Origin of the sequence: Nonomuraea sp. NPDC003804 (assembly GCF_040610675.1) — a bacterium.
In the GTDB taxonomy this organism is placed as follows: Bacteria; Actinomycetota; Actinomycetes; order Streptosporangiales; family Streptosporangiaceae; genus Nonomuraea.
Genome location: NZ_JBEXMT010000017.1, coordinates 116238 through 141533 on the forward strand (window position 1 = coordinate 116238; position 25296 = coordinate 141533).

Below are 25296 nucleotides of genomic sequence, written 5' to 3' on the forward strand. Positions count from 1 at the left end.
GCGATGGCGGGCGAGGGAGCCTATCGCCATGCATGACCTGCTACTTCGCGACGGGACCGTCCATGACGGGCTCGGCGGACCGCCGCGGAACGCCGACGTCGCGATCGCCGGCGGGCGCGTGGTCGCCGTCGGCCACGACCTCGGCCCGGCCCGCCGCGTGATCGACGTCTCCGGCCTGCTCGTCAGCCCGGGGTTCGTCGACCCGCACAGCCACTCCGACACCGTGCCCTTCCTGGAGGAGGCGCAGCCGTTCAAGCTGCTGCAGGGCGTGACCACCGAGATCGTGGGCAACTGCGGCTTCTCGTGCGGCCCGACCTATCCGGAGACGATGGGCTTCATGCCCGCCGAGCTGGCCGGGGCGGCCTTCACCACGCTCGGGGAGTACATGGACGCCGCCGAGGCGGCCGGGCCGAGCAACAATTTGGCCGTGCTCGTCGGGCACAACACGCTGCGCCTGGCCGCGGCGGGGATGAGCGCCAGGATCACCCCGGACGGGCTGGCGCGCATGTGCGAGCTGGCCGCGCAGTCCTTCGAGGCCGGCGCGGTGGGACTGTCGAGCGGCCTGGAGTACGTGCCCGGCGCCTACGCCGACCTCGACGAACTGGTCGCGCTCGCGCTGGTGGCCAAGCGCTGGGACCTACCGTACGCGACGCACATGCGCAGCGAGAGCGAGGGCCTGGCCGACGCGCTGGACGAGGCGATCGCGGTGGCGCGGCGGGCCGGCATCCGGCTGCAGGTCTCGCACTGCAAGGCCTCGGGGCGAGCGGTGCACGGCGCCTCGGCGATGATGCTGGACAAGCTCGCCCAGGCCCGCCGCGCGGGCGTGGACGTACGCGCGGACGTCTACCCCTACCTGGCCTTCGGCACCATGCTGGTCGCGGTGCTGCCGCCGATCGCGTGCGAGGGCGGCGAGCAGGCGCTGCTCGAACGGCTGGCCGACCCGGCCCAGCGCGCGGCGCTGCGCGCGCTGGCCGAGAGCCCGGACACGGGCACCGGCGTCGGATTCTGGCGCGAGCTGCACGCCTCGGACGTGCAGATCCTCGTCCACAACGACCCGGGCATCGAGGGCAGGCGGCTGGCCGACCTCGGCGGCGACCCATGGGAGGCGTTGTGCGACCTGCTCAGGCTGGACCCGCAGGCCTCCGGCGTCTTCCACACCATGCACGAGAAGGATCTCGCGGCGTTCCTCGCCGACCCGCTGGTCTCCATCGGCTCCGACAACGGACCTCCGGTCGGCCCCAACCATCCGCGCACGTTCGGCACCTTCCCCACCTACCTCGGCACCTACGTCGAGAAGGACGACATGCCTGAGGCGATCCGCAAGGTCAGTTCCGCCGTCGCCGCCCAGTTCGGCCTGGCCGGGCGCGGATGGCTGGGGCCGGGCGCGGTCGCCGACCTCTGCGTCTTCGACCCGGACACGATCGGCCACGCGGGCACCTACGAGCGGCCCGACGTACGGCCGACGGGCGTCGAGCACGTCTTCCTGGCCGGGCATCAGGTGATCGCCGGCGGCGAGTTCACCGGCGGCAGGCACGGCCGGATGCTCAGGCGGGGCGCCCGGTGACGGCGCGCGGGCGGATCACGCTCGGCGTGCTGATCGACAGCCTCGGGCCCGACGTGGTGCGCCCGCTGGCGTTGCCGCACGGAAGGGGACCGCTGGTGGGGACCCCGGTCATCTACGACCCCGAAGGGCCGCAGGCCGGGCTCGACGGCACGGTCCTGCTGGTGACCGGCCGCCCCTCGGCGGAGATCCTGGCCCGCGCGGGCGAGAGCGGGGTGGCCGTCGTCGTGGTCAAGCCGGGCACCTGCGACGAGCAGGCACTGACCACCGCGGCCGAGGCGGCGGGCACGGCGCTGCTCGCCGCGCCGCCCGAGCTGTCCTGGGGCCAGCTCTACACGCTCGTCGACACCCTGCTCGCCATGGTCGCCCCGGCCGAGGATCCTGGCGCCGCCCGGGCGGCCGACCTGTTCGTGCTGGCCAACGAGGTGGCCGTCCGGGTGGGTGGCGCGGTGGCGATCGAGGATCTGGCGATGCGGGTGCTCGCCTACTCCACGGTCGAGGGCCAGCGCATCGACGAGCTGCGCAAGGAGGGCATCCTGGGCCGCCGGGTGCCCGAGCACCCGACCCACGCCGAGGAGTACGCGACCGTCCTGCGCGCCGACGGGGTGGTGTGGAGCTACGAGCCGCGCGAGTACTATCCTCGCCTGGCCATCGCGATCCGGGCGCACGGCGAGGCGCTCGGCACGATCTGGGCGGTGCAGGCGGACGAGCCGCTGGCTCACGACGCCGCCGTGGTGCTCGCGGAGGCGGCCGCGGCCGCCGCGCCGCACCTGGCGCGCATCAACCTCGCCGCCGACGCGGCGCGGCGCCGACGGGACGAGTGCCTGGGCTGGCTGCTGCGCGGCATCGGCGCGGTCGACGAGCTGGCCACCTCCTTCGGCCTGCTGCCGAGCGAACCGGTGACGGTCGTGACCCTGGGCCCCTACGCGGGCTCGGCCGACGCCTTCGCCGCCGCGCACGCCGCCGACCTGCTGCGTACCGCGTACCTGGCCTACCGGATCAGGGCCGCGACGGGCGTGGTCGACGGCCGCGCCTACGCCATCGCCGCGGCCGAGGCGTCCGCGCCGCTGCTGCGCAGAATCACCGTGGACACCCTGGCCAGGGTGAGCGAGCGGCTGGGCGGCGGCTGGCGGGCCGGCATCGGCCGTACCGCCGCCTCCGTCGCCGCCCTGCCCGCCGGCGCGCGCCAGGCGGAGGAGGCGCTGCGCGCCGTCTGCGGGCCGTTCGCCCAGGAGCTGGCCGGTTCGCACGAGGACCTGTCCACGCCGCTGTTCCTCATGGACGCGGAGGCCGCGCTGCGGCCCAAACCCTCCCTGTCCGGCGAGCCGCTGGCGCTGATCGCCGCGCACGACGCCAGGCACGGCACCCAGTACGTGCACAGCCTGGCCGTCTGGATAGGCGTCCACTACGACGTGCCACGCGCGGCCGAACTGCTGTCGCTGCACCCCAACACGCTGCGATACCGGCTGCGCAAGGTCGGCGAGATGATCGCGCTGGACGACCCGGACACGCGGCTGGTGCTCGCCCTCCAGCTCAAGCTGAACGGCGCCACAACGCGGACCGGGTGAAGTTCGGCGTGGACGCCAACGCCCCGGGCGGCGCGCGCCGCGATGCTGAGTTCCATGGCCGAACACCTCATCATCCGTCCCCTTCACGACACAGGGGCACTGCAGCGTGCCGACCGACTGTTGCGCGAGGTCTGGGGCACCAGACGCGGTGACGACCCGCCGATGCTCCTCGACCTGATGTGCGCGTTCGCCCACACCGGCGGATACGTGGGCGGCGCCTTCCTCGACGACGAGCTCGTCGGGGTGGCGGCAGGTTTCCTGGCGGGCGACCACAGCCTGCACTCGCACATCGCGGGGGTGGCCGCCAAGGCGCGCGGACGTGGTGTGGGCCGGGCGATCAAGGAGCACCAGCGGGCCTGGGCGGCCGAGCGCGGGCTCGTCGCCGTGTCATGGACGTTCGACCCGCTGGTCAGGCGCAACGCCTTCTTCAACCTGACCCGCCTGGGTGCCCAGGTCCGTGGCTACCTGCCCGATTTCTACGGTCCGATGAGCGACGGTATCAACGACGGCGGGCCGTCCGACCGGCTGTTCGTCACCTGGCCGACCGAACAGGCCGCTCCCCCACCGGTCCTGGAGGGCGACGGGGTGGTGGTGGTGGACGAGACGGGCGCCGTACGGGACGCCGAGGGCGCGCCGCTGCTGCGCTGCGCGACCCCTGCGGACGTCGAGTCGCTGCGCGCGGCGGACCCGGCGGCGGCCGGACGGTGGCGGGCGGCGCTGGAGAGCGGGCTCGGCGGCGCGCTCGAGCAGGGCTACCGGGTCACCGGCTTCACCCGCTCCGGCTGGTACCTGCTCGCCCGCGGAGGTGCCGCGTGAAGCTCGAGGCCGTCGAACTGCGCGAGGTCGCGTTGCCGCTGGTGAGCCCGTTCCGTACCTCGCTCGGCACCCAGACGGTGCGCACCGCGCTGCTCGTGCGGGTGCTGAGCGACGAGGGCGAGGGCTGGGGCGAGTGCGCGGCCGAGGACGAGCCGACATACAGCCCTGAGTACCTCCCCGGCGCCGCCGACGCGATCAGGCGGTTCATGGTCCCGGCGCTGGCCCCGCTCGACCTGGACCCGGCGGCGGTCGGCCCCGCGCTGCGGCACCTGCGCGGGCATCCGATGGCCAAGGCCGCCGTGGAGACGGCGGTGCTGGACTGCTGGCTGCGGGCCCGCCGCACGAGCCTGGCCGCCCACCTGGGAGGGGTACGGCGGCGCGTGCGCGTGGGCGTGTCCGTGGGCATCGCCGAGACCGTCGACGCGCTGCTGGACACGGTCGACCGGCATCTGACCGCGGGCTACGCCAGGATCAAGCTGAAGATCGAGCCCGGCTGGGACCTCGAGCCGGTCAGGGCGGTGCGCGAGACGTTCGGCGCCGGAGTGATGCTCACCGTCGACGCCAACACCGCCTACCATCCCGGCGACCTCAGGCACCTGGCGAAACTCGACGCATACGGGCTGGCGCTGGTCGAGCAGCCCTTCGCCCCTGACGACCTGCGCGCGCACGCCGCGCTCGCCGCCCGCATGGACACACCCGTGTGCCTGGACGAGAGCATCACCAGCGCGCGCGACGCCGCCGAGGCCATCAGACAGGGCGCTTGCTCGATCATCAACATCAAGCCGGGCCGCGTCGGCGGCTACCTGGAGGCGCGCCGCATCCACGACCTGGCCGAAGCGAACGGCGTGCCGGTCTGGTGCGGCGGCATGCTGGAGACCGGCCTCGGCCGGGCCGCCAACCTGGCGCTGGCCAGCTTGCCCGGTTTCACGCTGCCGGGCGACATCTCCGCCACCGAGCGGTACTACCACCGCGACATCACCCGCCCGTTCGTGCTGGACGGCGGCGAACTGCCGGTTCCGGACGAGCCCGGCCTCGGCGTGCTGCCCGAGGAGGCGGATCTGGAGGCGTGCACGACGGCGGTGGACACGGTGAACTGCCGACGTTGAACCCGCACCGGGTCGAGCTCGGTGGCTGCGCGAAGCCGGCGCGGACCCGTGCCGGGCGAGCTCGGGACCGCCGCCACGTGGGCGCCGGTCGTTGACATCACGGGCGGGCGCCGTGAAAGTGGCGGGCGTGGAAGACATCGTCGCCGTCGTGACAGGAGCCGCGCGCGGCATCGGCCGGGGCATCGCCCTCGTGCTGGGTGAAGCCGGCGCCACCGTCTACGTCACCGACCGCGAAAGCCGCGACCAACGCCACTCCGACCTGCCCGGCACGGTCGAGGACACCGCCGAACAACTGACCGCGCGCGGCGGCCACGGCATCCCCGTGCGCGTCGACCACCGCGACGACCAGGCCGTCGAGGCGTTGTTCGCCAAGGTGGCCGCCGATCACGGCGGGCTCGACCTGCTGGTGGCCAACGCCTGCGACGGCAACGCGCTGCCGTTCGCCGGCGGGCCGTTCTGGACCCTGCCGCTCGACCACTGGCGCAACATGATCGACGTCGGGGTCCGCAGCCATCTCGTCTCGGCCTGGCACGCCGCCCCGCTGCTGATCGAACGGCGGGGCCTGGCCGTCCTGACCGGGTACGCCGATCCCGACGCCGAGGTGATCGCCGGCCATCTGTTCTACGACCTGGCCATGACGAGCGTCAGCCGCCTGGCCCGTTCCCTCGCCCACGACCTGCGCCCGCACGGGGTGACCGCGCTGGCGGTCTCGCCGGGGTTCACCAGGACCGAGGCGATCGTCGCGGCGCTCGGCGACGACTTCCAGGGCGGCGACCCGGTGGAGTTCCCCGGCCGGGCCGTCCGGGCCCTCCTGGACGATCCGGACGTGCGGCGGCACGCGGGGCGCACGATCCCGGTGGCGGAGCTGGCCCGGGAGTACGGCTTCACCGCCTGACCAGGCGGTGTGCGGCACCCACGTGACGGGCGTGCATTTTGCACTTTTCCGGATGCGATCCGCATGACGTCAGGTGCACACGACACTACCGACAGCTATCGGCCGGCGCAAAAATCATGGCATGACGGAAATCAAGCCATTCACGATCGAGATCCCGCAAGCCGATCTCGACGATCTGAAGGACCGGCTGCGCCGTACCCGCTGGACCGAGGAGCTGCCCGCCGAAGAGCTCGACGGCGTTCCGGCGGCCGGACCGGTGCGGCCGGGCTGGCAGTACGGCGTGCCGCTGTCCTACGTGCGCGACCTGGTGACGCGGTGGCGCGACTCCTTCGACTGGCGCGAGCAGGAGGCCAGGCTCAACCGACACCCGCAGTTCAGCACGGAGATCGACGGGCAGACCGTCCATTTCGTCCATGTGCGCTCGGACAACCCGCAGGCCACGCCGCTGATCCTCACCCACGGCTGGCCGAACACGTTCGTGGAGTACCTCGGCCTGGTCGAGCCGCTGTCACGGGAGTTCCACCTGGTCATCCCCTCCATCCCCGGATTCGGCTTCTCCGGGCACACCAGGCGCCGCGGCTGGGACGCCACACGGGTGGCCGCGACCTGGGCCGAGCTGATGCGGCGACTCGGCTACGCACGCTACGGCGTCCACGGCAACGACGCCGGCGCGATCATCGCGCCCGTGCTCGGCCGGATCGACCAGGACCGGGTGATCGGCGTGCACGTGAACCAGATCTTCTCCTTCCCCTCGGGTGATCCGGCCGAGTTCGCCGGCCTCGCCCAGGCGGACCTGGACTATCTGGGGTTCCTGCAGTCGTTCGTCGAGCACGCGATCCACGACAAGGCGCAGAGCGCGCAGCCGCAGACGCTGGCGCACGCGCTGGCCGACTCGCCCGCCGGCCTGCTCGCCTGGATCGGGCAACTGCTCGGCGACGCCCTCGACCCCGACGACGTGCTCACCATCGCCTCGATCTACTGGTTCACCAACACCGCGGCCTCCTCGGCCCGCTTCTACTACGAGAACGCGCACACGCCGCAGCCCACCGAGCCCACCACGTTCCCTCTCGGGCTGGCCAGTTTCGCCTACGACTTCCGGCCGGTCCGCGCCTTCGCCGAGCGGGACCACAAGAACATCACGTCGTGGAACGAGTACGACCGGGGAAGCCACTGGGCCGCCCACGACGCGCCCGACCTGCTGGCCGACGACATCCGCACGTTCTTCTCCACCTTTTCCACGATGGGAGACAAGGCATGAGCCGGCCGATCCTGGAGCAGGCGCACGACGCGCTCCGCACCGCCGTCCAAGGGGTCTCCGACTGGACCGCCCCGACTCCTTGCTCGGACTGGAACGCCACCCAGGTACTGCAGCACGCCGCGGGCGACCAGATCGCCTTCGCCGCGTTCCTCACGGGAGGACCGGGACCGTCGGAGAACCCGTTCGCCCCGTCGGGAAGGCTCGACGCCTCGCCCCGGAGCGTGCTGGAAGAGGCGCTCACGCTGTCCGCGGACGCCTGGGCCGGCATCTCGCCCGACGCCGAGGAGGTCCCGGTCCCCGTTCCGCCGAACAAGATGCCCGCCAAGCTCGGCGTGGGCGCCTGCGCCCTCGACGCCGCCGTGCACGCCTGGGACATCGCCATGGCGAGCGGCGCCCCGTCCCCGCTCACCCCGGAGCTCGCCCGCGAACTCCTCCCCGTGGCCCGCCAGATCGTCGAGCCCCTGCGAGCCTTCGGCGCCTACGCCGCCGCGCTCCCGCCCCGACCGGGCGACGACGACACCGCCACCCTCCTTCGCTACCTGGGTCGCCGCCCCGAACAGGAAGCACGTTGACCACGAGTAACCAACTCCCCGTCACCTCCGACCGCTAGGTCGCGCACGGCGGCGGCGCAGGACCAGCGCCGCCGCCCCGTCCGGCTCTCGATGTGGTACGGCGGGCGTTCAGGGGGCGGGCTGCCGGACGGCCGGGCACCGTCCCGCCCACCACACGCGCGCCCGCCGGGGAACCGCGCAGGTCAGGACGCCACGCGGGTGAGGCCTGCGGAACCGGCCGAACAGCTCGTCCCTGGTGTCGAAGTGGCCGAGGCGCGCAGCCCAGAACCTGCCGTCCACCTGGAGCCCGCGCACCCTGGTGGCGATCCCGCGGGCCCTGGCCACGGCCTCCAGGACGGCGAGCCGCTGGCTGCAGGAGCCCTTGCCCAGGGCCAGCGTGACCGACACCGGCTGGAACTCGTCGAGCGCGTAGACCGGGCGCAGGCGGGCGGCGATGAGCCGGTGTGCCGCGATCAGGGCCGTCCGGGGGTCGCTCTCCTGGACCTCCGCCGCCAGCCGTGCCACCTGCGGATGGGCCCAGTCGAGGACAGATGTGGTCGCGAGTGTCCGCACACCCCCATCCTGTCCTACGATCGCGGGTAGCATGAGGCGCATGGTGCGCGCTCTGGGCGATCTCGAAGCCACGATCATGGACAAGATGTGGTCCTACCACCGCCCCGCCTCGGTGCGAGACGTGCTCGAAGATCTGCGCCGGGAGCGCGAGATCGCCTACACCACCGTCATGACGGTCATGGACAAGCTCCACAAGAAGGGCCTGCTGCGCCGGGAGCCTGTGGGCAAGGCCTACGTGTACGAGACGGTGACCAGCAAGGAGGCCTACACGGCCGGCCTCATGCGGGAGACGCTGGCCAGCAGCGGCAACCAGGCCGCCACGCTCGTCCACTTCCTGGAGCGGCTGACCCCCGAGGAGTCGGCCGCGCTGGAGTCGGCGCTGCGGGTGTACCCGCCGAAGGGCCGCCAGCCGTGACGGACGCCGTCATCCTGGCCGGCTACGCGGTCGCGGTCGCCGTCCTGCTGCCGGCCCGGCTGAGCAGGTCGCGGTGGGCCGAGCGGGCGCCCAGGCTGGCGATCGCGATGTGGCTGGCGGCCTGCGCGTCGGTCGCCGGTTCGGCGCCGCTGGCGCTGCTGGCCGCCACGGTGCCGGCCGACACGATCGGGCACGGCCTGGCCGACCTGTTCGAGCTGTGCACGATGATCCTGGCCGAGGGCCCGGGAGCGGCCGCGTGGGCGGGGCTCGGCGCCGGCGCGCTGGTGGCGGGCCGGCTGGGGGCATGCCTGGCCGGGGTGCTGGCGAAGGCCAGGAGCGAACGCCGCCGCCACGCGGAGAGCCTGGCCCTGCTCGGCCGTCCCGACCGCGAGCTCGGCGCCGTCGTCGTCGACTACGCCGAGCCGCTGGTCTACTGCCTGCCCGGCAGGGCCGCCACCACCGTGATCACCACAGCCGCCCTCAGGTCGCTGAACGGCGAGCAGGTCGCCGCCGTGCTCGCCCACGAGCGGGCGCACGTGCGCGGCAGGCATCACCTCGTGCTGGCCGCGGGGGAGGCGTTCGCGCGGGCCTTCCCGTTCGTGCCGCTCTTCTCCACGGCCCGCGCGGAGGTGGCCCGCCTGGTCGAGCTGCGCGCCGACGACGTGGCCGCCAGCCGCCACCCCCGGGTGCAGGTCGCCGCCGCGCTGGTGGGCCTGGCCACGGGGCGGGTGCCGGCGTTCGTGATGGGCGCGGGCGGGGAGAGCGCGCTGGCCAGGGTGCGCCGCATGCTGCGACCGGCCGCGCCGCTGGGCCGCCGCCAGCGGGTGGCGGGGCTGGCCGCCGTCGCGTCGCTGCTGGCGGGTCCCGCGGCGGTGGCCGCGGTTCCTGGGCTGGCCGCGTTCGTCGCCCACCACTGCCACTCGCTTCCCCTGCTGTGAACTACGATCCTTCGTCGTAGCTCGATCTCGACGAAGGATGCGCATGCACGACGTGTTCGCCAGGCTCGACGCTTTCGGCGAGCGGTACCGGCTCGACCACGGCCTTTCTCCCGGCGAGGACTGGATCGACTGCTCGCGGCTGCTCGATCCCGGCTCGCCGGAGCTGACCCGCGTCCTCGACGCCGAACGGCACGCCAGCGGCCAGGTGAGCGACCACGCCACGGCGCTGACGGTGATCGCCGTCTACGCGAGCCGCGTCACCCCCGCCGCGCTGCTGGCCTGGGCGCTGGAGGGAGTCCTGATCGACATGCGCCCCTCGAACGTGGCCATCCGCCTGTCGGAGCATCACGGGTTCGAGGCGGTCGGGCTGCGGGAGCCGTCCGTCGTCGAGGGCCCGGTGGAGAGGCTGGTCTCCTGGGTGCTGGAGGAGCATCTGCTGCCGCTGGCCGCCGCGCTGCGCGTGCGGACCAGGGCGGAGCTGCGGCAGCTCGAGGGCGGGATCGCGTACGGCTGCGCGACGGCCTTCGGCGCCGCGGCGCTGCGCGGCGGCGACGTGGACGCGCTGGAGGCGGCCTACCACCGCTTCCTGTCGGCCGCGGGCGGCAGGCTCGACCGGCTGGGCCGGCTGGTACGGCTCGCGGAGGCCGGCCTGGAGGGGCTGTTCTACCTGCGCGACACCTGCTGCCTGTACTACACCTCGGCCGAGAAGGAGCTGTGCGCGAGCTGCTGTCTGGACAGCGAGTCCGACCGGATCGCGCGCTACCGGGCGGCACTCAGGAAGGCCTGAGAGGCGGCCCTGACGCCAGGGTGAGGCCACATGCCTCTTGCCATGGTGTCATCATGGCGTCATAGTGGTGCCGTGCCCGAGACCTTCGAGACCCCAGACCCGATCACCGCGACGATCTCCACCGGCGCCGGCAGCCTGCGGATCGAGGCGAGCGACCGCGCCGACACCGTCGTCACGGTCCGCCCGCGCGACGAGTTCGACGACGCCGACGTGCAGGCCGCCCGGCAGACCACCGTCGAGTTCGTGGGCGGGCGACTGCTGGTGACGGCGCCCAGGAAGCGGGGGCTGTCGCTGTTCAGCTGCCCCGGTTCGGTCGACGTGCTGATCGAGCTGCCGGCCGGCTCGCGCGTCGAGGCGTCCACGCAGGCCGAGATCCGCGGCAGGGGGCGGCTCGGCGAGTCCTCGTTCACCACCGCCATGGGCGGCATCACGCTCGACGAGACGGGACGGCTCCGGCTGAGCTCGGGCGACGGTGACGTCAGCGTGGCCGGTTCCACCGGCCACGCCGACGTCACCACCGACAACGGCACGATCGACGTGCGGCGCGTCGACGGCACCGCGCTGATCAGGACCGCCAACGGCGATATCAGCCTCGGTGAGGTGCGCGGCGACCTGCGGCTCAAGACCGCCTACGGCGACATCACCATCGACCGCGCGCTGGCGGGTGTCCACGCCAGGACCGCCCACGGCAGCATCCACGTCGAGGAGGCGGTGCGCGGCTCGCTCGACCTCGAGACCGCCCACGGCCAGCTGGAGGTCGGCGTCAAGCAGGGCACGGCCGCCTGGCTCGAGGTGAGCGCGCCGTACGGCACGGTGCGCAACCTGATGACGGCGGCGGCCGGGCCCGAGGAGTCCGACGAGACCCTCGAGGTGCGCGCCCGCACCTACCACGGCGACGTCGTGATCCGCCGCGCCTGAGCCCTCGCGGCCGTCGCCGCCCGGCGCGGGAGCGCCCGGCCGAGGTCGGCGGACGGCCGAGGTCAGCGGACGGCCGACGGGGAGGAGGCGTCGGCGACCAGCAGCCGGGGCGCGCCCGTGCCGTCGGCGGGCACCGCCCACACGTCCCCGCCCTTGGCGTACATCACGGTGGCGCCGTCCAGCCACGCCGCCTGGTCGTCGACGTCGGCCTGCTCGGCGAGCGGGGTCTCGGCCATCGTCGCCAGGTCGAGCGCGTGCAGCCGCCACGCTCCCCCTGGCATGCGCTTCTTGAACACCAGCCGCCCGCCGTCCGGCGACAGGGAGGGGCATTCGGCGTTGGCGCGCAGCACGCGCGCCTCCCACTTGCCGTAGTCGCCCTCCACCAGGTACGTCTTCCCGCGGGTGGAGACGGTGGCGTAGAAGCGGTTGTCGTCGGGCGCGAAGGTGACCCCCCAGTAGTTGACGTCAGCGGAGTGGTAGCGGCGCCCGTCCTTGATCAGCGGGATCTGCTCCATGTTGGTGACCGCGTAGCCGGTCCGGTTGTCGAGGATGCCGGTCCAGGTGGAGAAGCCCGAGGTGTTGTAGGAGTCGCCGGTCACGAATACCGTCCAGGAGATCATCCGCCCGCTGGACGAGACCCGGGCACGGCTCGGGATGCCGGCGATGTGCAGCCGCCTGGTCTCCCTCATCGTCCGGTCGACGACGACGGCGTAGGTCTTGGCCACGTCGGTGACCAGGCAGATGCCCGTCCCCGAGGCGGTGGCGAACCGCTCGCACCGGGTACGGCTGCCGCGCACCAGGCCGGTGCGCCCGTCCCTGACCACGATCTGGCCCGGCCGCGCGAGGTCGAAGGCGGCCGCGCCGCCGTCCGCGACCACCCTCGCGGCACGCACGGTGTAGAACAGCGCGCCGCCGCCGAGCACGAGCAGCGCCGCGGCGAGGATGAGCGCCTTCCTCATCGGACCACCTTCCAGAGCGCCAGGCATGCCACGACGCCGGCGCCCATCGCGACCAGTCCTGGCACGGGTCCGGCGAGCGTCCACGCCGCGCCGAACAGGATCGAGGAGAGCATGCGGGCGACGGCCTGCCCGGTCTGCAGCACCGCCAGCCCGCTGGTGCGCAGGTGGGCGGGCAGCAGCGGGCCGGCCGCGGCCATCAGCACGCCGTCGGTGGCCGCGTAGAAGAGCCCGAACAGCGCCAGCACCAGCCAGTACGGCGCGCCGGTCGCCAGCAGCGCGTAGACGCCGACCAGCGCGAGGTGGCCGAGCAGGAAGACGGGGACCCGGCCCCACCTGTCGGCCAGCCTGCCCAGCGGCACGGCCAGCAGCAGATAGACGGCGGCCGTGCCGAGCGGAAGCAGCGGGAAATGCTCGGGCGCGATGCCGGTGCCCTTCTGCAGCAGCAGGTAGACGAACGGATCGCTGATGGTGACCAGGCCGAGCGCGGCGGCCGTCAGGCAGATCCGGCGGAACGGCGGCAGCCGCAGCAGCGCGAGCGCGGGGCCCAGGCGCACCCCCTGCTGCGCGGGCAGGGCCGGCGTCTCCCTGACGTACAGGGCCAGCAGCACCACCCCGAGCACGGCGATCGCGAAGCTGACCACGAACACCGCGTCGTAGGCGCCGGTCGCGCCGAGCACCGCGAAGGCGGCCAGCGGTCCGAGGAACGCGCCGACCGTGTCCATCGCCCGGTGCACGCCGAAGGCCTGCCCCTGCGTCTCGGGGGTGGCGCTCAGCGAGATCAGCGCGTCACGGGGCGCCGTCCGCAGGCCCTTGCCCGTCCGGTCGGCCGCGACGACCGCGCCGAGCAGGCCCACCGAGTTCCCGGCGGCGAGCAGGCCGAGCTTGCACGCCGCCGAGAGCCCGTAGCCGATGCCCGCCACCAGCTTGCGCCGCTGCCACCGGTCGGCGGCGTGCCCGGCGGCCAGCCGTACCAGCGCGGTCACGCCGAAGTAGAGGCCGTCCAGCAGGCCGTAGGCCAGCGGGCTGAGCCCCAGCACGAGCACCGCGTAGTACGGCAGGACCGCGGTCACCATCTCGGCGGAGATGTCGGTGACCAGGCTGACCACGCCCAGCGCCAGCACGTTGGCCGGCACCGCCGTGGTCAGCCCGCGGTAGCGGAATCCGGAAATGTACATGCCTCAGTGGCAGGTGTAGGTGGGGCTGGTGTCCTTGACCTGGCCGTCGACGCCGATCAGCTGCGACGAGAAGGTGCTGTCGCCCATCGTCAGCTTCACCACACCGAACGTCCCCGACAGCCGCTTCTGGCTGTTGGGCTGCACGTTCTCGATGTTGTACGGCGAGGCGCCGCCCATGCCGCCGAGGATCTCGACGATGCCGTTCGGGTCGGCCTGCGCGTTCGGGTTCTGCGGGCCGAACCGCTCGTAGTGGTGGTCGTGACCGTTGAGGACGAGGTCGGCTCCGCGCTCGTAGAGGATCTGCCACACCGGCCTGCTGACCGGGTCGTTGCCGTGCTCGCCGGAGCTGTACAGCGGGTGGTGCCAGTAGGCGGCGACGCACCGCTTGTTCGTGGCGGCCAGGTCGGCCTTCAACCAGGTGATCTGGGCGCTCTGGTCGAAGAGGTTGGAGTCGAGGGCCACGAAGTGCCAGTTGCCGCGGTCGAAGCTGTAGTAGCTCTTGCCGTTGGGGAAGGCGATCGAGCCGAAGTAGGACTTGTAGCCGGCCTCGAAGCCCGCGGGGTCGTAGCTCTCGTGGTTGCCGGGCGACGGGCGGGTCTTGCTCTTGAACGCGCCCCACGTCTTGTCGTAGTAGGCGGTGAAGTCCTGCAGCCGGGCGTCGTCGTACTGGTTGTCGCCCATCGTGATGACGAACTCGGGGTTCATCTGCTTGACCAGGTTGGCCGTTTTCGGGTGCACGCAGGAGCTGGAAGAGGCCGTGCACTGCTCGGCGATGTCACCCGCGGCGGCCACCACGAAGGTCTCGCCGCCGGAGGAACTGCCGACGGTGAGCTTGTCCAGGTTCGGGCCGCCGGTCGAGCCGGTGGCGGTGGCGCGGACGGTGTTGGCGCCCGCCTTGAGCGTGGTGGGCAGCGTGACGTCGGCCCAGGTGGACCAGGCGCCGGTGCCGGGGAAGTCACGCGTGGTGGTGGCGCCGTTGACCGCGATGGCCAGCGGGCGGGCGGCCGTGGTCCCGTTGGCGTAGCGGAAGGTCAGGTTGGCCGGGCCGGCCGTCGCGGCCTGGACCGTCCACTCGACGTAGCCGCCCGGGGCGTTGACGTAGTCGACGAAGCCGGAACCGGTGTAGCCGGCGTGGTTGCTGGCCACGGAGGCCTGCGAGAGCGTGGCGTCCTCCGCCTGGTAGTCGGGGCCGCCCGGGTTGCCGCCCCCGCCGTCGCCGTAGACCTGCATCTCGTAGAGCGAGTAACCGTAGGAGGTGCCTCTGGCGGTGCCGTATAGGCGCACGAAGCGGCCCGAGCCGGTCACGGTGAGGGTGTCGGTACCGCCGTCGCCACTTGTGGTGGAGTGGACGGTCGTCCAGGCGACGCCGTCGGCGGAGGTCTGGATCTGGTACGCCTTGGCGTAGGCCGCCTCCCACGTCAGCGTGACGCGGGAGATCGGGGTGACCGCGCCGAGGTCGACCTGGATCCATTCCGGGTCGTGGCCCTCGGCGGAGGCCCATCGGGTGGCGGTGAGGTCGCCGTCGAAGGCGGCGGCGGCCCCTAACGAGGCGTCCTCGATCGAGGAGGCGGTGGCCGGCTTGCCCTGAGAGAGCAGGGTTTCGGCCGCCGTGGCCGAGGCCGGTACGGCGAGCAACCCGGCCACCAGGGTGAGGGATAACAGCAGGGCACGCGACATTGACAGCTCCAAGGCATGGGGCTACGACTCACGACGCGCGGCCGGGGCAGAAAGGTAACTGAGCGCGTCACGTCGTCGCCGACGCCGCGCCAAGCCGCTCAGCCGCATCTTGGCAAGCGGTTCGGGAGGGTGTCAATAAAGTTAGGAAAGGTTCCTAACTTCGTCACCGAAGCGTCTGGGTCACTTCACCGCGATGCCGTCGAGGTAGGACTCCAGCGCGGCGAGCAGGTCGAACTCCGGCTCCAGCAGCCACTGGATCTGCAGGCCGTCCAGGACCGCGATCAGCAGCGGCCCGCTCGCCTCGGGCACGACCTCGCCGCGCTCCTGCGCCTGCGCGATCGTGGCGGAGAAGAGCTCGCGGCTGGTGCGGTAGCGCTTCTGGAAGAAGTCGTGCGCGGGATGCTCGGGGTCGGTGGCTTCGGCCGACAGCGTCACGAACAGCCGCATGACGCCCTGGGCGGTCATGTTGCGGATCATGAGCTCGCGCATCGCCACGCGGAAGCTGCCGACCTCCGCCCACTTCTCCTCGAACCACGGGATGTCGATGTCGTCCCGCTGCTGCAGCACGGCGGCCAGCAGGTCCTCCTTGGACGGGAAGTAGTGCAGGACGCCCGCCAGGGTGAGTCCGACCTGGGTGGCGACGTCGCGCATCGACGCGCCCCGGTAGCCGCGGACACTGAACAACTCCCTGGCGGCGTCGAGGATCTGCTGCCTGCGGGCGATACCGACGGCGTAGGGCTTCCTGGTGGCCATGCGATCGAGGATAACAAACCTATCGGTTGGTAGCTTTTCCTGTCGCGCCACCGGAGCCCCGAGCCGCGCCCCCCTCAGCCGCGCAGGCCCGCGAACAGGTCGTCCTCCTGGTCAGGCGCGGCCACCTTGGCGACCTTCCTGACGAACGACTCGGTCGCGAACGCCCGATGCTGGGCCTCCTCCGGCATCTGCAACAGGAAGATGCTGTCGCTTTGGCTGGCGTGCGCCCGCAGCGCCTTGACCTTGTTCTCCACGTACGGCGAGACGTCGACCACGGTCGTGATCAGCTCGTCCGGCGTGCCGAAGTCCTCCGGCAGTTCGACCTCCTCCATCTCGATCCCGGAGGCGCGCATCCAGTCGAACATCTCCTGCACCCGGGCCCGCGAGACGGCCGTGTAGTAAAGCTTGTCGGGAATGCCCGTCGACTCCGTCGCCGCCACCGCGATCCTGTGCGCCTGGATGTGGTCGGGGTGACCGTACCCGCCCTTCTCGTCATAGGTGACCACGACCTGCGGCCGGTAGCGCTCCATCAACCCGGCCAGCCGGGCGGCCGCCTCGTCCACCGGCACGTTGCAGAAGGAGTCGGGATGGGCGTTGCCCGCCCAGCCGTCCATGCCCGAGTCGCGGTATCCGAGCAGCTCGACGTGCTCGATGCCGAGGTGGGCGACGGACTCCTTCAGCTCGGCCAGCCTGCGCTCGGCGACCTCGGCGTCGTCGTGACCCGGGTCGCCGGGCTTGACCCCGCCCGGACCGTCACCCTGCTCACCGTTGGTGCACGTGACCAGGACGGTCCTGATGCCCTCGGCGGCGTAGCGGGAGAGGATGCCGCCGGTGCCGATCACCTCGTCGTCGGGGTGCGCGTGAACGGCCATCACTGTCAACTGTCGATCCATCTTTGCATTCAACCGCACGTCCCCGACAATTCCGCACCGGCAAGGGCTGCGGCCGTCCCGCCGACCCTCCGCCGGAGGGCTCCGACATCGGAAGACCGACAGACCACGAGTTGGGCGCGGTCTCCGGTGTGACGCCGCGAGCAGCGTCTCCCCCGGCGCGACCACCCGGATCGCCTTCAGGAGATCGTCGGGGGCTGCGTCCCGCTGTCCGTCGACTGCTTCCCGGTCACGGGATCTCCCACGACGCGTACACGCCGAACCCGTTCCTCGGCGGCGGTCCGGCCTCGAAGGCACCGCCGTCCATCATGCCCCCAGCGCTGGCGCGGGCCGGGAGCCGGGGGGAGCGGGTGGCCGATCGTTCCCGCTTCGGCCTGGGCCACGACCAGCGGCAAGCCGCCGGTTCAGCGGACGACGGCGGTCGCGGGAACAGGCGCCCCAGCAGCCGGCAACAGGAGTTCCCGCATTCCCCGGAAAAAGTGCGGAGGCGACCGTATCGTTTCATCTCGCTGTGCAGTCGCATCACCACAGAGTGTCATCGCGCGAGCCAGGGGAGGGCCGCATGGTGGGGGCCTCAGGACGTCACGGCCCGCCAGGGCCATATGCGGAGTTGGCGCAGGACAGGAGGTTCCGTCTTCTCAGGACACGGTTTCGCCGGCTGGCCATCGGCATCGTCGCCTCGTTCCTCGGCTGGTATTTCCTCTACATCTCGCTGTCGGTGTTCGCCCGCGACTTCATGGCCTCGCCGGCCATCGGCAACGTCAACGTCGCCCTGGTCCTGGGCGTGCTCCAGTTCGTCTCGACCTTCGTCCTGGCCTGGCGGTACACCCGCTACGCCCGCAAGATGCTCGACCCGCTGTCGGCGCAGCTGCGCCACGAGGCCGAGCTGCGGCAGGCCGAGCAGGAGCGGGCCGCGCAGCTGCTCGCCGAGCGCCGGCGCATCGAGAACTGGACCCCCTCGCCCCGGCACGGAAGGCGGCACCGATGACCGGGACCGCGTTGACGTTCGGCCTGTTCGTCCTGTTCATCGCCGTCACCCTGGTGGTCACCTTCTGGGCCAGGAGCAACACCAGGTCGGCCGAGGACTTCTACGCCGGCGGCAGGGCCTTCTCCGGCGCGCAGAACGGGCTGGCCCTGGCGGGCGACTACATGTCGGCGGCGTCGTTCCTGGGCATCGCGGGCATCATCGCGCTGTCGGGGTATGACGGCTTCCTCTACTCCATCGGCTTCCTGGTCGCGTGGCTGCTGACGCTGCTCCTGGTGGAGCTCATGCGCAACGCCGGCCGGTTCACGATGGCCGACGTGCTGTCCTACCGGGTACGGCGGCAGCCCAAGGTGCGCACCGCCGCGGTGGTCTCCACCGTCACCGTGTCGGTGTTCTACCTGCTGGCGCAGATGGTCGGCGCGGGCGCGCTGGTGTCGCTGCTGCTGGGGGTGTCGACCGACGCCGCCAAGGTGGCGACGATCGTGACCGTCGGCACGATGATGATCTTCTACGTGATGTTCGGCGGGATGAGGGGCACCACATGGGTGCAGATCATCAAGGCCGTGCTGCTGATGGCGGGCACGATCGTGCTGACGGTGCTGGTGCTGGGCCGGTTCGGGTTCAACCTCAGCGAGATGCTCGGCGCCGCCGCGAAGGCCAGCGGCGAGCCCGACTTCCTGCGGCCGGGCGCGAAGTTCGCCCAGGAGGTGGAGGGCGACCCGGTCAGGACGCTGCTGAACAAGCTCGACTTCATCAGCCTGGCCCTGGCACTGGTGCTCGGTACGGCGGGCCTGCCGCACATCGTCACGAGGTTCTTCACCGTGCCGGACGCCCGCACCGCCCGCGCCTCGGTCAACTGGGCGATCGGCCTGGTCGGCGTCTTCTACCTGATGACGCTCGCGCTGGGTTTCGGGGCGACGGCGCTGGTGGGCCAGGAGGCGATCCTGGCGCAGGACCCGTCGGGCAACACCGCCGCGCTGCAGCTGGCGCAGGTGCTCGGCGAGTTCGTCGGCGGCCCCATGGGTGGTGACCTGCTGCTGGCCTTCATCGGCGCCGTGGCCTTCGCGACGATCCTGGCGGTGGTGTCCGGGCTGGTGATGGCCTCCTCCACCTCGCTGGCCCACGACTACTTCGGCCACGTGCTGATGTTCGGACGGCCGCGCGAGTCGCAGGAGGTCGGGGTGGCCCGCTTCTCGGCCCTGGTGATCGGGCTGCTGGCGATCGGGCTCGCGGTGATCGCCCGCCAGCAGAACGTCGCGTTCCTGGTGGCCCTGGCGTTCGCGATGGCCGCCTCCGCCAACCTGCCGGCGATCGTGCTGTCGCTGTTCTGGAAGCGGTTCAACTCCACGGGCGTGGTGGCCGGGGTGTACGGCGGGCTGTCGGGGTCGGTGCTGCTGGTGGTCTTCTCCCCCGTCGTGTCGGGCAAGATCGACCCGGTCACGGGGGCCGGCCTGTCGCTCCTGCCCAAGGGCATCGACTTCGCCGTCTTCCCGATGGAGAACCCTGGCTTGGTGTCGATCCCCTTCGGTTTCCTGTGCGCTGTCGCCGGGGCGCTGCTCAGCAAGGAGCAGGCCGATCCCGACCGGTTCGACGAGCTGTCGGTCCGGTCATTGACCGGAACGGGCGCCCATCGGGCCGCCACGCGCGGGACACGCCGCCAGTACTAGCCGCCTCGCCCGCCACGTTTTAGGTTCCCCTTGAGCGCTTACGATCAAGGGGGACCGTATGGCGGAACTGCCTGAGCACCTGCACCGGGCGTTCTTCCGGGCGATGTCCCTGCTCTCGCCCCGGGGGCAGGGCGTCTTCCTGCGCCGCTACTTCGACTGGTGGCATCGAACGCCCGACCCCTGGAAGCTCGGCACCGACGCCTACGAGCGGCGCAAGTACGACACGACGCTCGGCGAGGTGCCGCGCCTGCCGTACCGGAGGATTCTGGAGGTGGGGTGCGCCGAAGGGGTGTTCACCGACACGCTGGTGCGGCGCTTCCCCGAGGCGCGGGTGACGGGGATCGACATCTCGGCGCGGGCGCTGGACAGGGCCAGGCAGCGCGCGGCGCGGGCCCGCTTCGTGCACGCCGACCTCCTCAGCCATGGTCTCGAGGAGGAGTTCGACCTGGTGTTCTGCGCGGAGACGCTCTACTACATCGGCAGGGCCGACCGACTGCGCAGAGCGTCGCGGCGGTTGACGGGGTTGCTCGCGGACGGCGGGGTGCTGGTCCTGGTGCATCCGTGGCCCGAGGCGAGGAGCCTGCACAGGTTCGCGGACGAGGATCCGGCCGTCTGGCTGATCGCCAGGCGGGTCGACACGGAGACCCACCGGCCTTTCGCGGTGGCGGTCTATCGGAAGCCTGACCAGGCAGCCGGAGAGGTGGCCGCCTCACGTGAGGGCGACCGGCTGCCGGAGTGACCGTTGCAGGCCCGTGGTGGCCCACCCGAGGCTCAGCGGCCGCCGGTGAACGGCGCCTCGCCCGGCTTCAGCGCGCGGAAGCGCAGGGCCGACCAGGTCTCGTCGATGGCGACCTGGCCGTTGGGGCGCAGGCCGTACTCGCCGGCGATCGGCCACAGGGTGTCGCGGTTGATGTCGGACTTGTTGGCCTTCGGGTAGGCGATCCAGACGGTGGCCGGCTTGGTGATGTCCTCGGCGTGCTTGCCGAGCACGTCGTGGACGGTGGCCGCGTCGTCGCCGAACACCAGCGCCACCCCCGCGTCCGCCGGGCTCGGGGTGCTCGTCACGCCGTCGGGCAGCGGGCCGACCAGGGCGAGGCGGTCGGGGTCCGAGACCCACAGGGAGGTGCCCGGCTTGAGGAGCAGCTTCGCGGCGGTGGTCTTGGTGGTGGTCACTTCGTCTCCGTGGAGTAGGTGAGGGACAGGACGCCGGTCGTGAAGGTGGTGGAGGAGGTCAGGGCAAGCGGGATCTGGCCGGAGCCGTCGAACAGCCGCTGGCCCGAGCCGACGACGATCGGGTGCACCATCAGGTTGAGCTCGTCGAGCAGGCCGTGCTCCAGCAGGGAGCGGACGAGGGTGGGGCTGCCGCTCATCGCGATGGTGCCGCCCGGCTCCCGCTTCAGCTCGGTCAGCCGCTCGACGAAGGAGTCGCCGGGGATGAGCGTGGAGTTGTTCCAGTCGGCCGAGTCGAGGGTGGTGGAGACCACGTACTTCCGCACGCCGTTGATGAAGTCGGCGAACGGTTCGCCCTCGCCGGCCTTGCTCGGCCAGTAGGCGGCCCATTCCTGGTAGTTGACGCGACCCATGAGCAGCGCGTCGGACTCGGACATCTGCGCGCCGATGGCGGCGCCCATCTCGTCGTTGAAGTAGGGGAAGTGCCACTTGTCGGGGGACTCGACGACGCCGTCGAGCGAGATGAAGAACGAAGCGACGATCTTGCGCATGTCTTGCTCCCTTGTTCCGGTGTGCTCTCAGCCTCTCACCGACAAATTTTTTTGTCAAGGCGGCCATCGGCTCGCCCGGCTGGACGCCCGGGTACCCACGAGAACGCCGACCGGGCTGATCGCGGCGGGTGCTGCAGACCTTCACGGCTTTGCGGACGAAAGGCATGACAGCCTCTCCGCCTCTGGCGACAGCCGGCAGCGAGCGAGAGGCGGTGGGGTTCGTGGCCAACTCGTCCATGGTGCGGTGGCACGACGGCCACCTGCCGGCCTGGCATCAAGGGTGCGCGCCCATGCCATCTGCCGGCCTGGCGCCAAGGGTGCGCACCCAGGGCCGCGGAAAGCGCCGCACGCGGTTGTCGACAGGCCTGGAACGGGGTCGCCAGGATGGCGCGATCCTCGCCGGTGTGAGCGGCGGGTTCGTGGACCCTCCGCGCGGGGAGGAGAGCAGTGCCTTCTTCCTCCGCACGGCCCGAGGCCTGGCAGAGGCCGGGAAGGCGGCCGGGCAGCGTGCGGCGAAGATCCGGTGGCCGGGGAAGGACGTGCGATGACCTCAACGATCAGGGCGAAGGTGTCCGAGGCCGCGCTGCGGGAGAACACCGGCAGGGGGTGGGAGGAGTGGTTCGTGCGCTTGGACGCGTACGGGGCGACCGACCTGTCCCACACCGAGATCGCCAAGCGGCTGGGCGAGGAGGTCGACGGCTGGTGGTCGCAGACGATCGCCGTCGCCTACGAGCAGGAGCGGGGCATGCGCGCGCCCGGCCAGGCGTCCTGCCGGGCGAGCGGCAGGGCAGGTCGATCACGCGGGCGGGCGTCGCCTCAGCGCTTGACCGACCGCAGGACGACGAACTTGGGATCGCTGGCCACGACCTCACAGTTGCCGAACAGCCGGCGCAACTTCACGTGGTAGCCGAGGTGCCGGTTGCCGATCACCCACAGCTCGCCGCCGCGGCGCAGCGCCGTACGGGATCCGGTGAACATCCGCCAGGCGGTGCCGTCGGTGGTCGCACGGTGGCTGTGGAAGGGCGGGTTCGTGAGCACGAGGTCGGCCGAGCCTGCCTCGGTCCCCGTGAGGGCGTCGGAGATCACGAAGCGGGCGGGTGAGGAGGCGTTGGCGGCGAAGGTCGCCTCCGCGGAGGCGACCGCCTGGTACGACTCGTCGACGAACAGCACCTCGGCCGCCGGATTGCGCAGCGCCATGGCCAGGCCGACCACGCCGTTGCCACAGCCGAGGTCGACGATCCGTTCCGGCCCCCGGCTCTCCGGCAGGTTGCGCAGGAAGAACCTGGTGCCGATGTCGAGGCGGTCGGCGCAGAAGATGCCCGCGTGGTTGGTGACCGTGCGCCGCGAGAGATCGCCGACGTCGTCGGGGAGGGCGTAGCTCAGTGGCCACGGGCTCGGGGGCCTGGGCAGCGCGGGGTCTGGCGTGCAGAAGATGAGTCTGGCCTTCCGCTCGGCCAGCGAGGTCCTGGTGGGCCCGAGGAGGCGCTCGAAGGTCTTCAGCGTGGAGGTGTGGATCTCGGTGACCATGCCGGCGCCGACGACGACGGTGTCCGCGTGGACGGCGGGGGCCAGGCGGTGCAATTGGTCTTCCAGGAGCGCGAGGCTCTTGGGCACGCGGACCAGAAGCACGTCGATCCGGCTGGGCGGGGTGTCCCTGGTGGACAGCAGGCGTACCTGATCGGGGTCGACGCCGTTGCGCCCCAGGTTGGCCCTGGTGGCTTCCTGGGTGAGGTAGGAGTCGGTGATCTGGGTGGGCCGGTGGGCGGCCAGCGCCGTGGTGAGCGCGCCCCACCTGTCGCCGACCACGACCAGGCTGCCGTGGACGTCGCCGCCGAGGTGCCGCAGCAGGTACTCGTCGGCGGCGTCCCAGGCGCGCAGCTGGTCGCGCGGGTTGTCCGGGTAGCGGGTCAGGTGAAGCTCGTTCATCGCGCCCCCAGGGTAGCCGAGACGTCGGCACATGATTGGCCGGTGATCGTCCCGCACCCTCCCGCTCGGCCTGTCCCGCTCGGCCTGTCCCTCTCGCCACCGGCGCTTCCCGCGGCTTGGGCGCCGCCATCGCGCGGCAACTGGCCGCCGACGACTCGGCGATCGGCAACGGCTCAACGGTCGCCGACGGCCGGGCGGTCACCAACGGCTCGACGGTCATCGACAGCCGGGCAGTCACCGACAAACACTGTTTGGAGGCCGAGCGGGCTGAGCCATGGTCGGCGAGATCCGGGCGGGGGTGGCGTGCCGCGGCGTTTCCGGCGGACGTCACCGACGAGTCGGCGGTCGCGGACCTCCTCGCCGGGGCCCCGACGCGTTCCTTCTCTCCCCCGCCGCTCGCTTCGTCATCGGCGAGCGGATCGCGGTCAAGGGCGGCCACACGGTCGCCTGACATGCGAAGATCGTCGTGTGGAGCGCTTTCGGATAGGCGAGACGGCATTGGTGATCACGGTTCCCGCAGCCGAACCCGTCGTCGGGCGCTGGCGGGAGCGCCACGACCCCTCCGCGGCCTACGGCGTGCCGGCGCACGTGACCGTGCTCACCCCGTTCCTGCCCCGCGACCTCGTGGACGCGCGCGTGGAGGCCGAACTCGGGCGGCTGTTCGCCGCCTTCACCCCGTTCGAGATCACCTTTCGCGCCACCGGCCGGTTTCCGGGAGTGCTCTATCTCGCCCCTGAGCCGGACGAGCCGTTGCGCGCGCTCACCCTGGCCGTGTGGCGGCACTGGCCCGAGGTTCCGCCGTACGGCGGGCGCTATCCGGACGTCGTCCCGCACCTGACGGTCGCCGACGGCGCGCCACCCGACGCCTGCGCTGAGATCGAGGCGGACCTGGTCGCGCGGCTGCCGTTCGTCTCCCGCGTGAGCGAGGTCGTGCTCCTGGCCTACGACGGTACGGCGTGGCGGCAGGAGGCGTCGTTCCCGCTGGGCGGCGCGGCCGACGGCGATGACGACCGGCCGCGCTCGCCCGCCAAGGTGCGGAACGAGCACGCGGAGGGCCATGACGACCGGCGGACTTCCCGCACCGAGGTGCAGGGCGAGCACACGGACGGCGACGATGGCCGATCGAGTCCCCTCACCAAGATGCGGGATGAGGTGATGGACGGCGATGACAGCCGGCCCACTCCCCTCACCAGGGTGCGCGGCGAGCACGCGGACGGCGATGACCACCGGCCGAGTCCCCTCGCCGAGGTGCGGGGCGAGGCGGTGGACGGCGACTACGGGCGGCCGGGCTCGCTCGCCGAGGTGCTGGCCGACGTGGCCGCCGAGCGGGTCGCGCAGGACGTCATGTTCGGCGTCCAGGACCCCGCCGACGGCACGGGTCCCGAACGCACGGCCGCCGCCGACCGGGCGAAGGCCGATCTGGAGACGGCCAAGCGGGCCGGTGCGGTGACCTGGCGGCACATCCTGCACGAGGAGGTGCTGGAAGCCTTCGCCGAGAGCGACCCCGACCGGCTGCGCGCGGAGCTGATCCAGGTCGCGGCGGTGGCGGTCAAGTGGGCCCAGGCGCTCGGCGGCCGCGGTGCGACACTTCCCCACCAGGTGAAGCGGGCCAGGTTCAAGGCGATCGTGGACGTGCACGTGCTGTTCGTCTGTGACGGGAAGGTGCTGCTGGGGCGCAGGGCCAACACCGGCTACGCCGACGGCCGCTGGCATCTGCCCTCGGGCCACCTCGAGGCCGGTGAGTCAGTGATCGAGGCGGCGGCCAGGGAGGCGCGGGAGGAGGTCGGTGTCGTCGTCGATCCCGGCGATCTGACTTTCGTCCACGCCATGCATCGTGCGCCCGATCGGGTGGGGCTGTTCTTCCGCGCCGAGCGGTGGCACGGCGAGCCGTACAACGCCGAGCCGGGCAAGTGCGACGCGCTGGAGTGGCATCCGCTCGACCGGCTGCCCGACGGCATGGTGGCCTACCCGGCGGCCGCGCTGGCGGCGATCGGCGACGGCCGGCCTTTCGCCCAGTTCGGCTTCTGAGACCAGCTCGGTCTCCCAAACCGGGCGATCTCTGAAACCGGCCCGGCCGCTGAAACTGGCTCGGCTTCTCGAACTGGCTCGGCTTCTCGAACTGGTTCGGCTTTTCAAGTTGGCGTGCTTTCTGAAACC

At 71.9% G+C, this 25296-nt stretch carries 25 protein-coding genes; 16 read left to right on the forward strand and 9 right to left on the reverse strand.

All coding sequences use genetic code 11. From position 1 onward, the window contains the following. Window positions 1-28 precede the first annotated feature (28 nt). The 7 genes from ABZX22_RS23740 (at window position 29) to ABZX22_RS23770 (ending at window position 7776) form a co-directional block, all read left to right on the forward strand. Window positions 29-1564: an amidohydrolase family protein gene (locus ABZX22_RS23740; protein WP_354912719.1), complete on the forward strand. Its 1536-nt coding sequence runs from the start codon at window positions 29-31 to the stop codon at window positions 1562-1564. After that, the gene (locus tag ABZX22_RS23745) at window positions 1561-3129 is read left to right on the forward strand and encodes a helix-turn-helix domain-containing protein (protein ID WP_354912721.1); all 1569 of its coding nucleotides are present in this window, start codon (window positions 1561-1563) and stop codon (window positions 3127-3129) included. Before ABZX22_RS23740 ends, ABZX22_RS23745 begins: the two co-directional genes overlap by 4 nt. A 54-nt stretch (window positions 3130-3183) precedes the next feature. After that, window positions 3184-3945, forward strand: coding sequence for a GNAT family N-acetyltransferase (locus tag ABZX22_RS23750; RefSeq protein ID WP_354912723.1), 762 nt, complete (start codon window positions 3184-3186; stop codon window positions 3943-3945). Continuing rightward, window positions 3942-5051, forward strand: a complete 1110-nt coding sequence (menC, locus tag ABZX22_RS23755) for an o-succinylbenzoate synthase (protein ID WP_354912725.1) — start codon at window positions 3942-3944, stop codon at window positions 5049-5051. The genes ABZX22_RS23750 and menC overlap by 4 nt, the downstream gene beginning before the upstream one ends. 127 nt (window positions 5052-5178) lie before the next feature. Continuing rightward, the gene (locus tag ABZX22_RS23760; RefSeq protein ID WP_354912727.1) at window positions 5179-5946 is read left to right on the forward strand and encodes an SDR family oxidoreductase; all 768 of its coding nucleotides are present in this window, start codon (window positions 5179-5181) and stop codon (window positions 5944-5946) included. 121 nt (window positions 5947-6067) lie between these two features. Continuing rightward, window positions 6068-7204, forward strand: a complete 1137-nt coding sequence (locus ABZX22_RS23765) for an epoxide hydrolase family protein (RefSeq protein WP_354912729.1) — start codon at window positions 6068-6070, stop codon at window positions 7202-7204. Next, a complete protein-coding gene (locus tag ABZX22_RS23770) occupies window positions 7201-7776 on the forward strand; it encodes a TIGR03086 family metal-binding protein (protein WP_354912731.1) in 576 nt (191 codons plus the stop codon). The genes ABZX22_RS23765 and ABZX22_RS23770 overlap by 4 nt, the downstream gene beginning before the upstream one ends. A 108-nt stretch (window positions 7777-7884) precedes the next feature. Here ABZX22_RS23770 and ABZX22_RS23775 read toward each other — a convergent pair whose 3' ends face one another. Continuing rightward, on the reverse strand, window positions 7885-8328 hold the full coding sequence (locus ABZX22_RS23775; protein ID WP_354912733.1) for a hypothetical protein: 444 nt from the start codon (window positions 8326-8328) through the stop codon (window positions 7885-7887). 40 nt (window positions 8329-8368) lie between these two features. On the opposite strand from ABZX22_RS23775, the gene ABZX22_RS23780 reads away from it, so the two are divergent. The 4 genes from ABZX22_RS23780 (at window position 8369) to ABZX22_RS23795 (ending at window position 11386) form a co-directional block, all read left to right on the forward strand. Continuing rightward, window positions 8369-8743, forward strand: coding sequence for a BlaI/MecI/CopY family transcriptional regulator (locus ABZX22_RS23780; protein WP_354912735.1), 375 nt, complete (start codon window positions 8369-8371; stop codon window positions 8741-8743). Further along, window positions 8740-9681, forward strand: coding sequence for a M56 family metallopeptidase (locus tag ABZX22_RS23785; protein WP_354912737.1), 942 nt, complete (start codon window positions 8740-8742; stop codon window positions 9679-9681). The genes ABZX22_RS23780 and ABZX22_RS23785 overlap by 4 nt, the downstream gene beginning before the upstream one ends. A 43-nt stretch (window positions 9682-9724) precedes the next feature. Further along, window positions 9725-10468, forward strand: coding sequence for a (2Fe-2S)-binding protein (locus tag ABZX22_RS23790; RefSeq protein WP_354912739.1), 744 nt, complete (start codon window positions 9725-9727; stop codon window positions 10466-10468). Window positions 10469-10540: 72 nt separating this feature from the next. Next, complete coding sequence (locus tag ABZX22_RS23795; RefSeq protein ID WP_354912741.1) at window positions 10541-11386, forward strand: DUF4097 family beta strand repeat-containing protein; 846 nt, start codon at window positions 10541-10543, stop codon at window positions 11384-11386. 62 nt (window positions 11387-11448) lie between these two features. Here the strand turns inward: ABZX22_RS23795 and ABZX22_RS23800 are convergent, their stop codons facing one another. The 5 genes from ABZX22_RS23800 to ABZX22_RS23820 form a co-directional block, all read right to left on the reverse strand. Continuing rightward, window positions 11449-12345, reverse strand: coding sequence for a hypothetical protein (locus tag ABZX22_RS23800; RefSeq protein ID WP_354912742.1), 897 nt, complete (start codon window positions 12343-12345; stop codon window positions 11449-11451). Further along, window positions 12342-13520 carry an MFS transporter gene (locus tag ABZX22_RS23805; RefSeq protein ID WP_354912743.1) on the reverse strand — a complete coding sequence of 393 codons (1179 nt, stop codon included), beginning with the start codon at window positions 13518-13520 and terminating at the stop codon, window positions 12342-12344. Before ABZX22_RS23805 ends, ABZX22_RS23800 begins: the two co-directional genes overlap by 4 nt. Window positions 13521-13523: 3 nt before the next feature. After that, on the reverse strand, window positions 13524-15197 hold the full coding sequence (locus ABZX22_RS23810) for a discoidin domain-containing protein (RefSeq protein ID WP_354912744.1): 1674 nt from the start codon (window positions 15195-15197) through the stop codon (window positions 13524-13526). Window positions 15198-15377: 180 nt separating this feature from the next. Continuing rightward, entirely contained in the window at window positions 15378-15950 is a 573-nt protein-coding gene (locus tag ABZX22_RS23815; RefSeq protein WP_354912745.1) for a TetR/AcrR family transcriptional regulator, read from the reverse strand. A 74-nt stretch (window positions 15951-16024) separates the two neighbouring features. Next, complete coding sequence (locus tag ABZX22_RS23820; RefSeq protein WP_354912747.1) at window positions 16025-16843, reverse strand: PIG-L family deacetylase; 819 nt, start codon at window positions 16841-16843, stop codon at window positions 16025-16027. Between the two features lie 607 nt (window positions 16844-17450). Here ABZX22_RS23820 and ABZX22_RS23825 point away from each other — a divergent pair. The 3 genes from ABZX22_RS23825 to ABZX22_RS23835 are packed head-to-tail and all read left to right on the forward strand — an operon-like array spanning window position 17451 to window position 20231. Then, a complete protein-coding gene (locus ABZX22_RS23825) occupies window positions 17451-17828 on the forward strand; it encodes a DUF485 domain-containing protein (protein ID WP_354912749.1) in 378 nt (125 codons plus the stop codon). Beyond that, window positions 17825-19492, forward strand: coding sequence for a cation acetate symporter (locus ABZX22_RS23830; protein WP_354912751.1), 1668 nt, complete (start codon window positions 17825-17827; stop codon window positions 19490-19492). Before ABZX22_RS23825 ends, ABZX22_RS23830 begins: the two co-directional genes overlap by 4 nt. A 58-nt stretch (window positions 19493-19550) precedes the next feature. Continuing rightward, window positions 19551-20231, forward strand: a complete 681-nt coding sequence (locus ABZX22_RS23835) for a class I SAM-dependent methyltransferase (RefSeq protein ID WP_354912753.1) — start codon at window positions 19551-19553, stop codon at window positions 20229-20231. 32 nt (window positions 20232-20263) lie between these two features. On the opposite strand, the gene ABZX22_RS23840 is transcribed toward ABZX22_RS23835, so the two are convergent. Both ABZX22_RS23840 and ABZX22_RS23845 read right to left on the reverse strand, forming a co-directional pair. Beyond that, window positions 20264-20665, reverse strand: a complete 402-nt coding sequence (locus ABZX22_RS23840) for a hypothetical protein (protein ID WP_354912755.1) — start codon at window positions 20663-20665, stop codon at window positions 20264-20266. Beyond that, window positions 20662-21213, reverse strand: a complete 552-nt coding sequence (locus tag ABZX22_RS23845) for a dihydrofolate reductase family protein (protein WP_354912757.1) — start codon at window positions 21211-21213, stop codon at window positions 20662-20664. Before ABZX22_RS23845 ends, ABZX22_RS23840 begins: the two co-directional genes overlap by 4 nt. 544 nt (window positions 21214-21757) lie before the next feature. On the opposite strand from ABZX22_RS23845, the gene ABZX22_RS23850 reads away from it, so the two are divergent. Next, window positions 21758-22120: a hypothetical protein gene (locus ABZX22_RS23850; protein WP_354912759.1), complete on the forward strand. Its 363-nt coding sequence runs from the start codon at window positions 21758-21760 to the stop codon at window positions 22118-22120. Here the strand turns inward: ABZX22_RS23850 and ABZX22_RS23855 are convergent. Next, window positions 22030-23139: a methyltransferase gene (locus ABZX22_RS23855; RefSeq protein WP_354912761.1), complete on the reverse strand. Its 1110-nt coding sequence runs from the start codon at window positions 23137-23139 to the stop codon at window positions 22030-22032. The genes ABZX22_RS23850 and ABZX22_RS23855 overlap by 91 nt on opposite strands. Window positions 23140-23607: 468 nt before the next feature. Between ABZX22_RS23855 and ABZX22_RS23860 the strand changes: the two genes are divergently transcribed. Next, complete coding sequence (locus ABZX22_RS23860; RefSeq protein WP_354912763.1) at window positions 23608-25167, forward strand: 2'-5' RNA ligase family protein; 1560 nt, start codon at window positions 23608-23610, stop codon at window positions 25165-25167. The last annotated feature ends 129 nt before the right edge of the window (window positions 25168-25296 follow it).

Coding starts and splice junctions, on each gene's coding strand:
- ABZX22_RS23740 (WP_354912719.1), top strand. CDS start 29: ATGCATGACCTGCTACTTCGCGACGGGACCGTCCATGACGGGCTCGGC.
- ABZX22_RS23750 (WP_354912723.1), top strand. CDS start 3,184: ATGGCCGAACACCTCATCATCCGTCCCCTTCACGACACAGGGGCACTG.
- ABZX22_RS23765 (WP_354912729.1), top strand. CDS start 6,068: ATGACGGAAATCAAGCCATTCACGATCGAGATCCCGCAAGCCGATCTC.
- ABZX22_RS23770 (WP_354912731.1), top strand. CDS start 7,201: ATGAGCCGGCCGATCCTGGAGCAGGCGCACGACGCGCTCCGCACCGCC.
- ABZX22_RS23780 (WP_354912735.1), top strand. CDS start 8,369: ATGGTGCGCGCTCTGGGCGATCTCGAAGCCACGATCATGGACAAGATG.
- ABZX22_RS23790 (WP_354912739.1), top strand. CDS start 9,725: ATGCACGACGTGTTCGCCAGGCTCGACGCTTTCGGCGAGCGGTACCGG.
- ABZX22_RS23800 (WP_354912742.1), bottom strand. CDS start 12,345: ATGAGGAAGGCGCTCATCCTCGCCGCGGCGCTGCTCGTGCTCGGCGGC.
- ABZX22_RS23805 (WP_354912743.1), bottom strand. CDS start 13,520: ATGTACATTTCCGGATTCCGCTACCGCGGGCTGACCACGGCGGTGCCG.
- ABZX22_RS23810 (WP_354912744.1), bottom strand. CDS start 15,197: ATGTCGCGTGCCCTGCTGTTATCCCTCACCCTGGTGGCCGGGTTGCTC.
- ABZX22_RS23815 (WP_354912745.1), bottom strand. CDS start 15,950: ATGGCCACCAGGAAGCCCTACGCCGTCGGTATCGCCCGCAGGCAGCAG.
- ABZX22_RS23820 (WP_354912747.1), bottom strand. CDS start 16,843: ATGGATCGACAGTTGACAGTGATGGCCGTTCACGCGCACCCCGACGAC.
- ABZX22_RS23830 (WP_354912751.1), top strand. CDS start 17,825: ATGACCGGGACCGCGTTGACGTTCGGCCTGTTCGTCCTGTTCATCGCC.
- ABZX22_RS23835 (WP_354912753.1), top strand. CDS start 19,551: ATGGCGGAACTGCCTGAGCACCTGCACCGGGCGTTCTTCCGGGCGATG.
- ABZX22_RS23845 (WP_354912757.1), bottom strand. CDS start 21,213: ATGCGCAAGATCGTCGCTTCGTTCTTCATCTCGCTCGACGGCGTCGTC.
- ABZX22_RS23850 (WP_354912759.1), top strand. CDS start 21,758: ATGACCTCAACGATCAGGGCGAAGGTGTCCGAGGCCGCGCTGCGGGAG.
- ABZX22_RS23855 (WP_354912761.1), bottom strand. CDS start 23,139: ATGAACGAGCTTCACCTGACCCGCTACCCGGACAACCCGCGCGACCAG.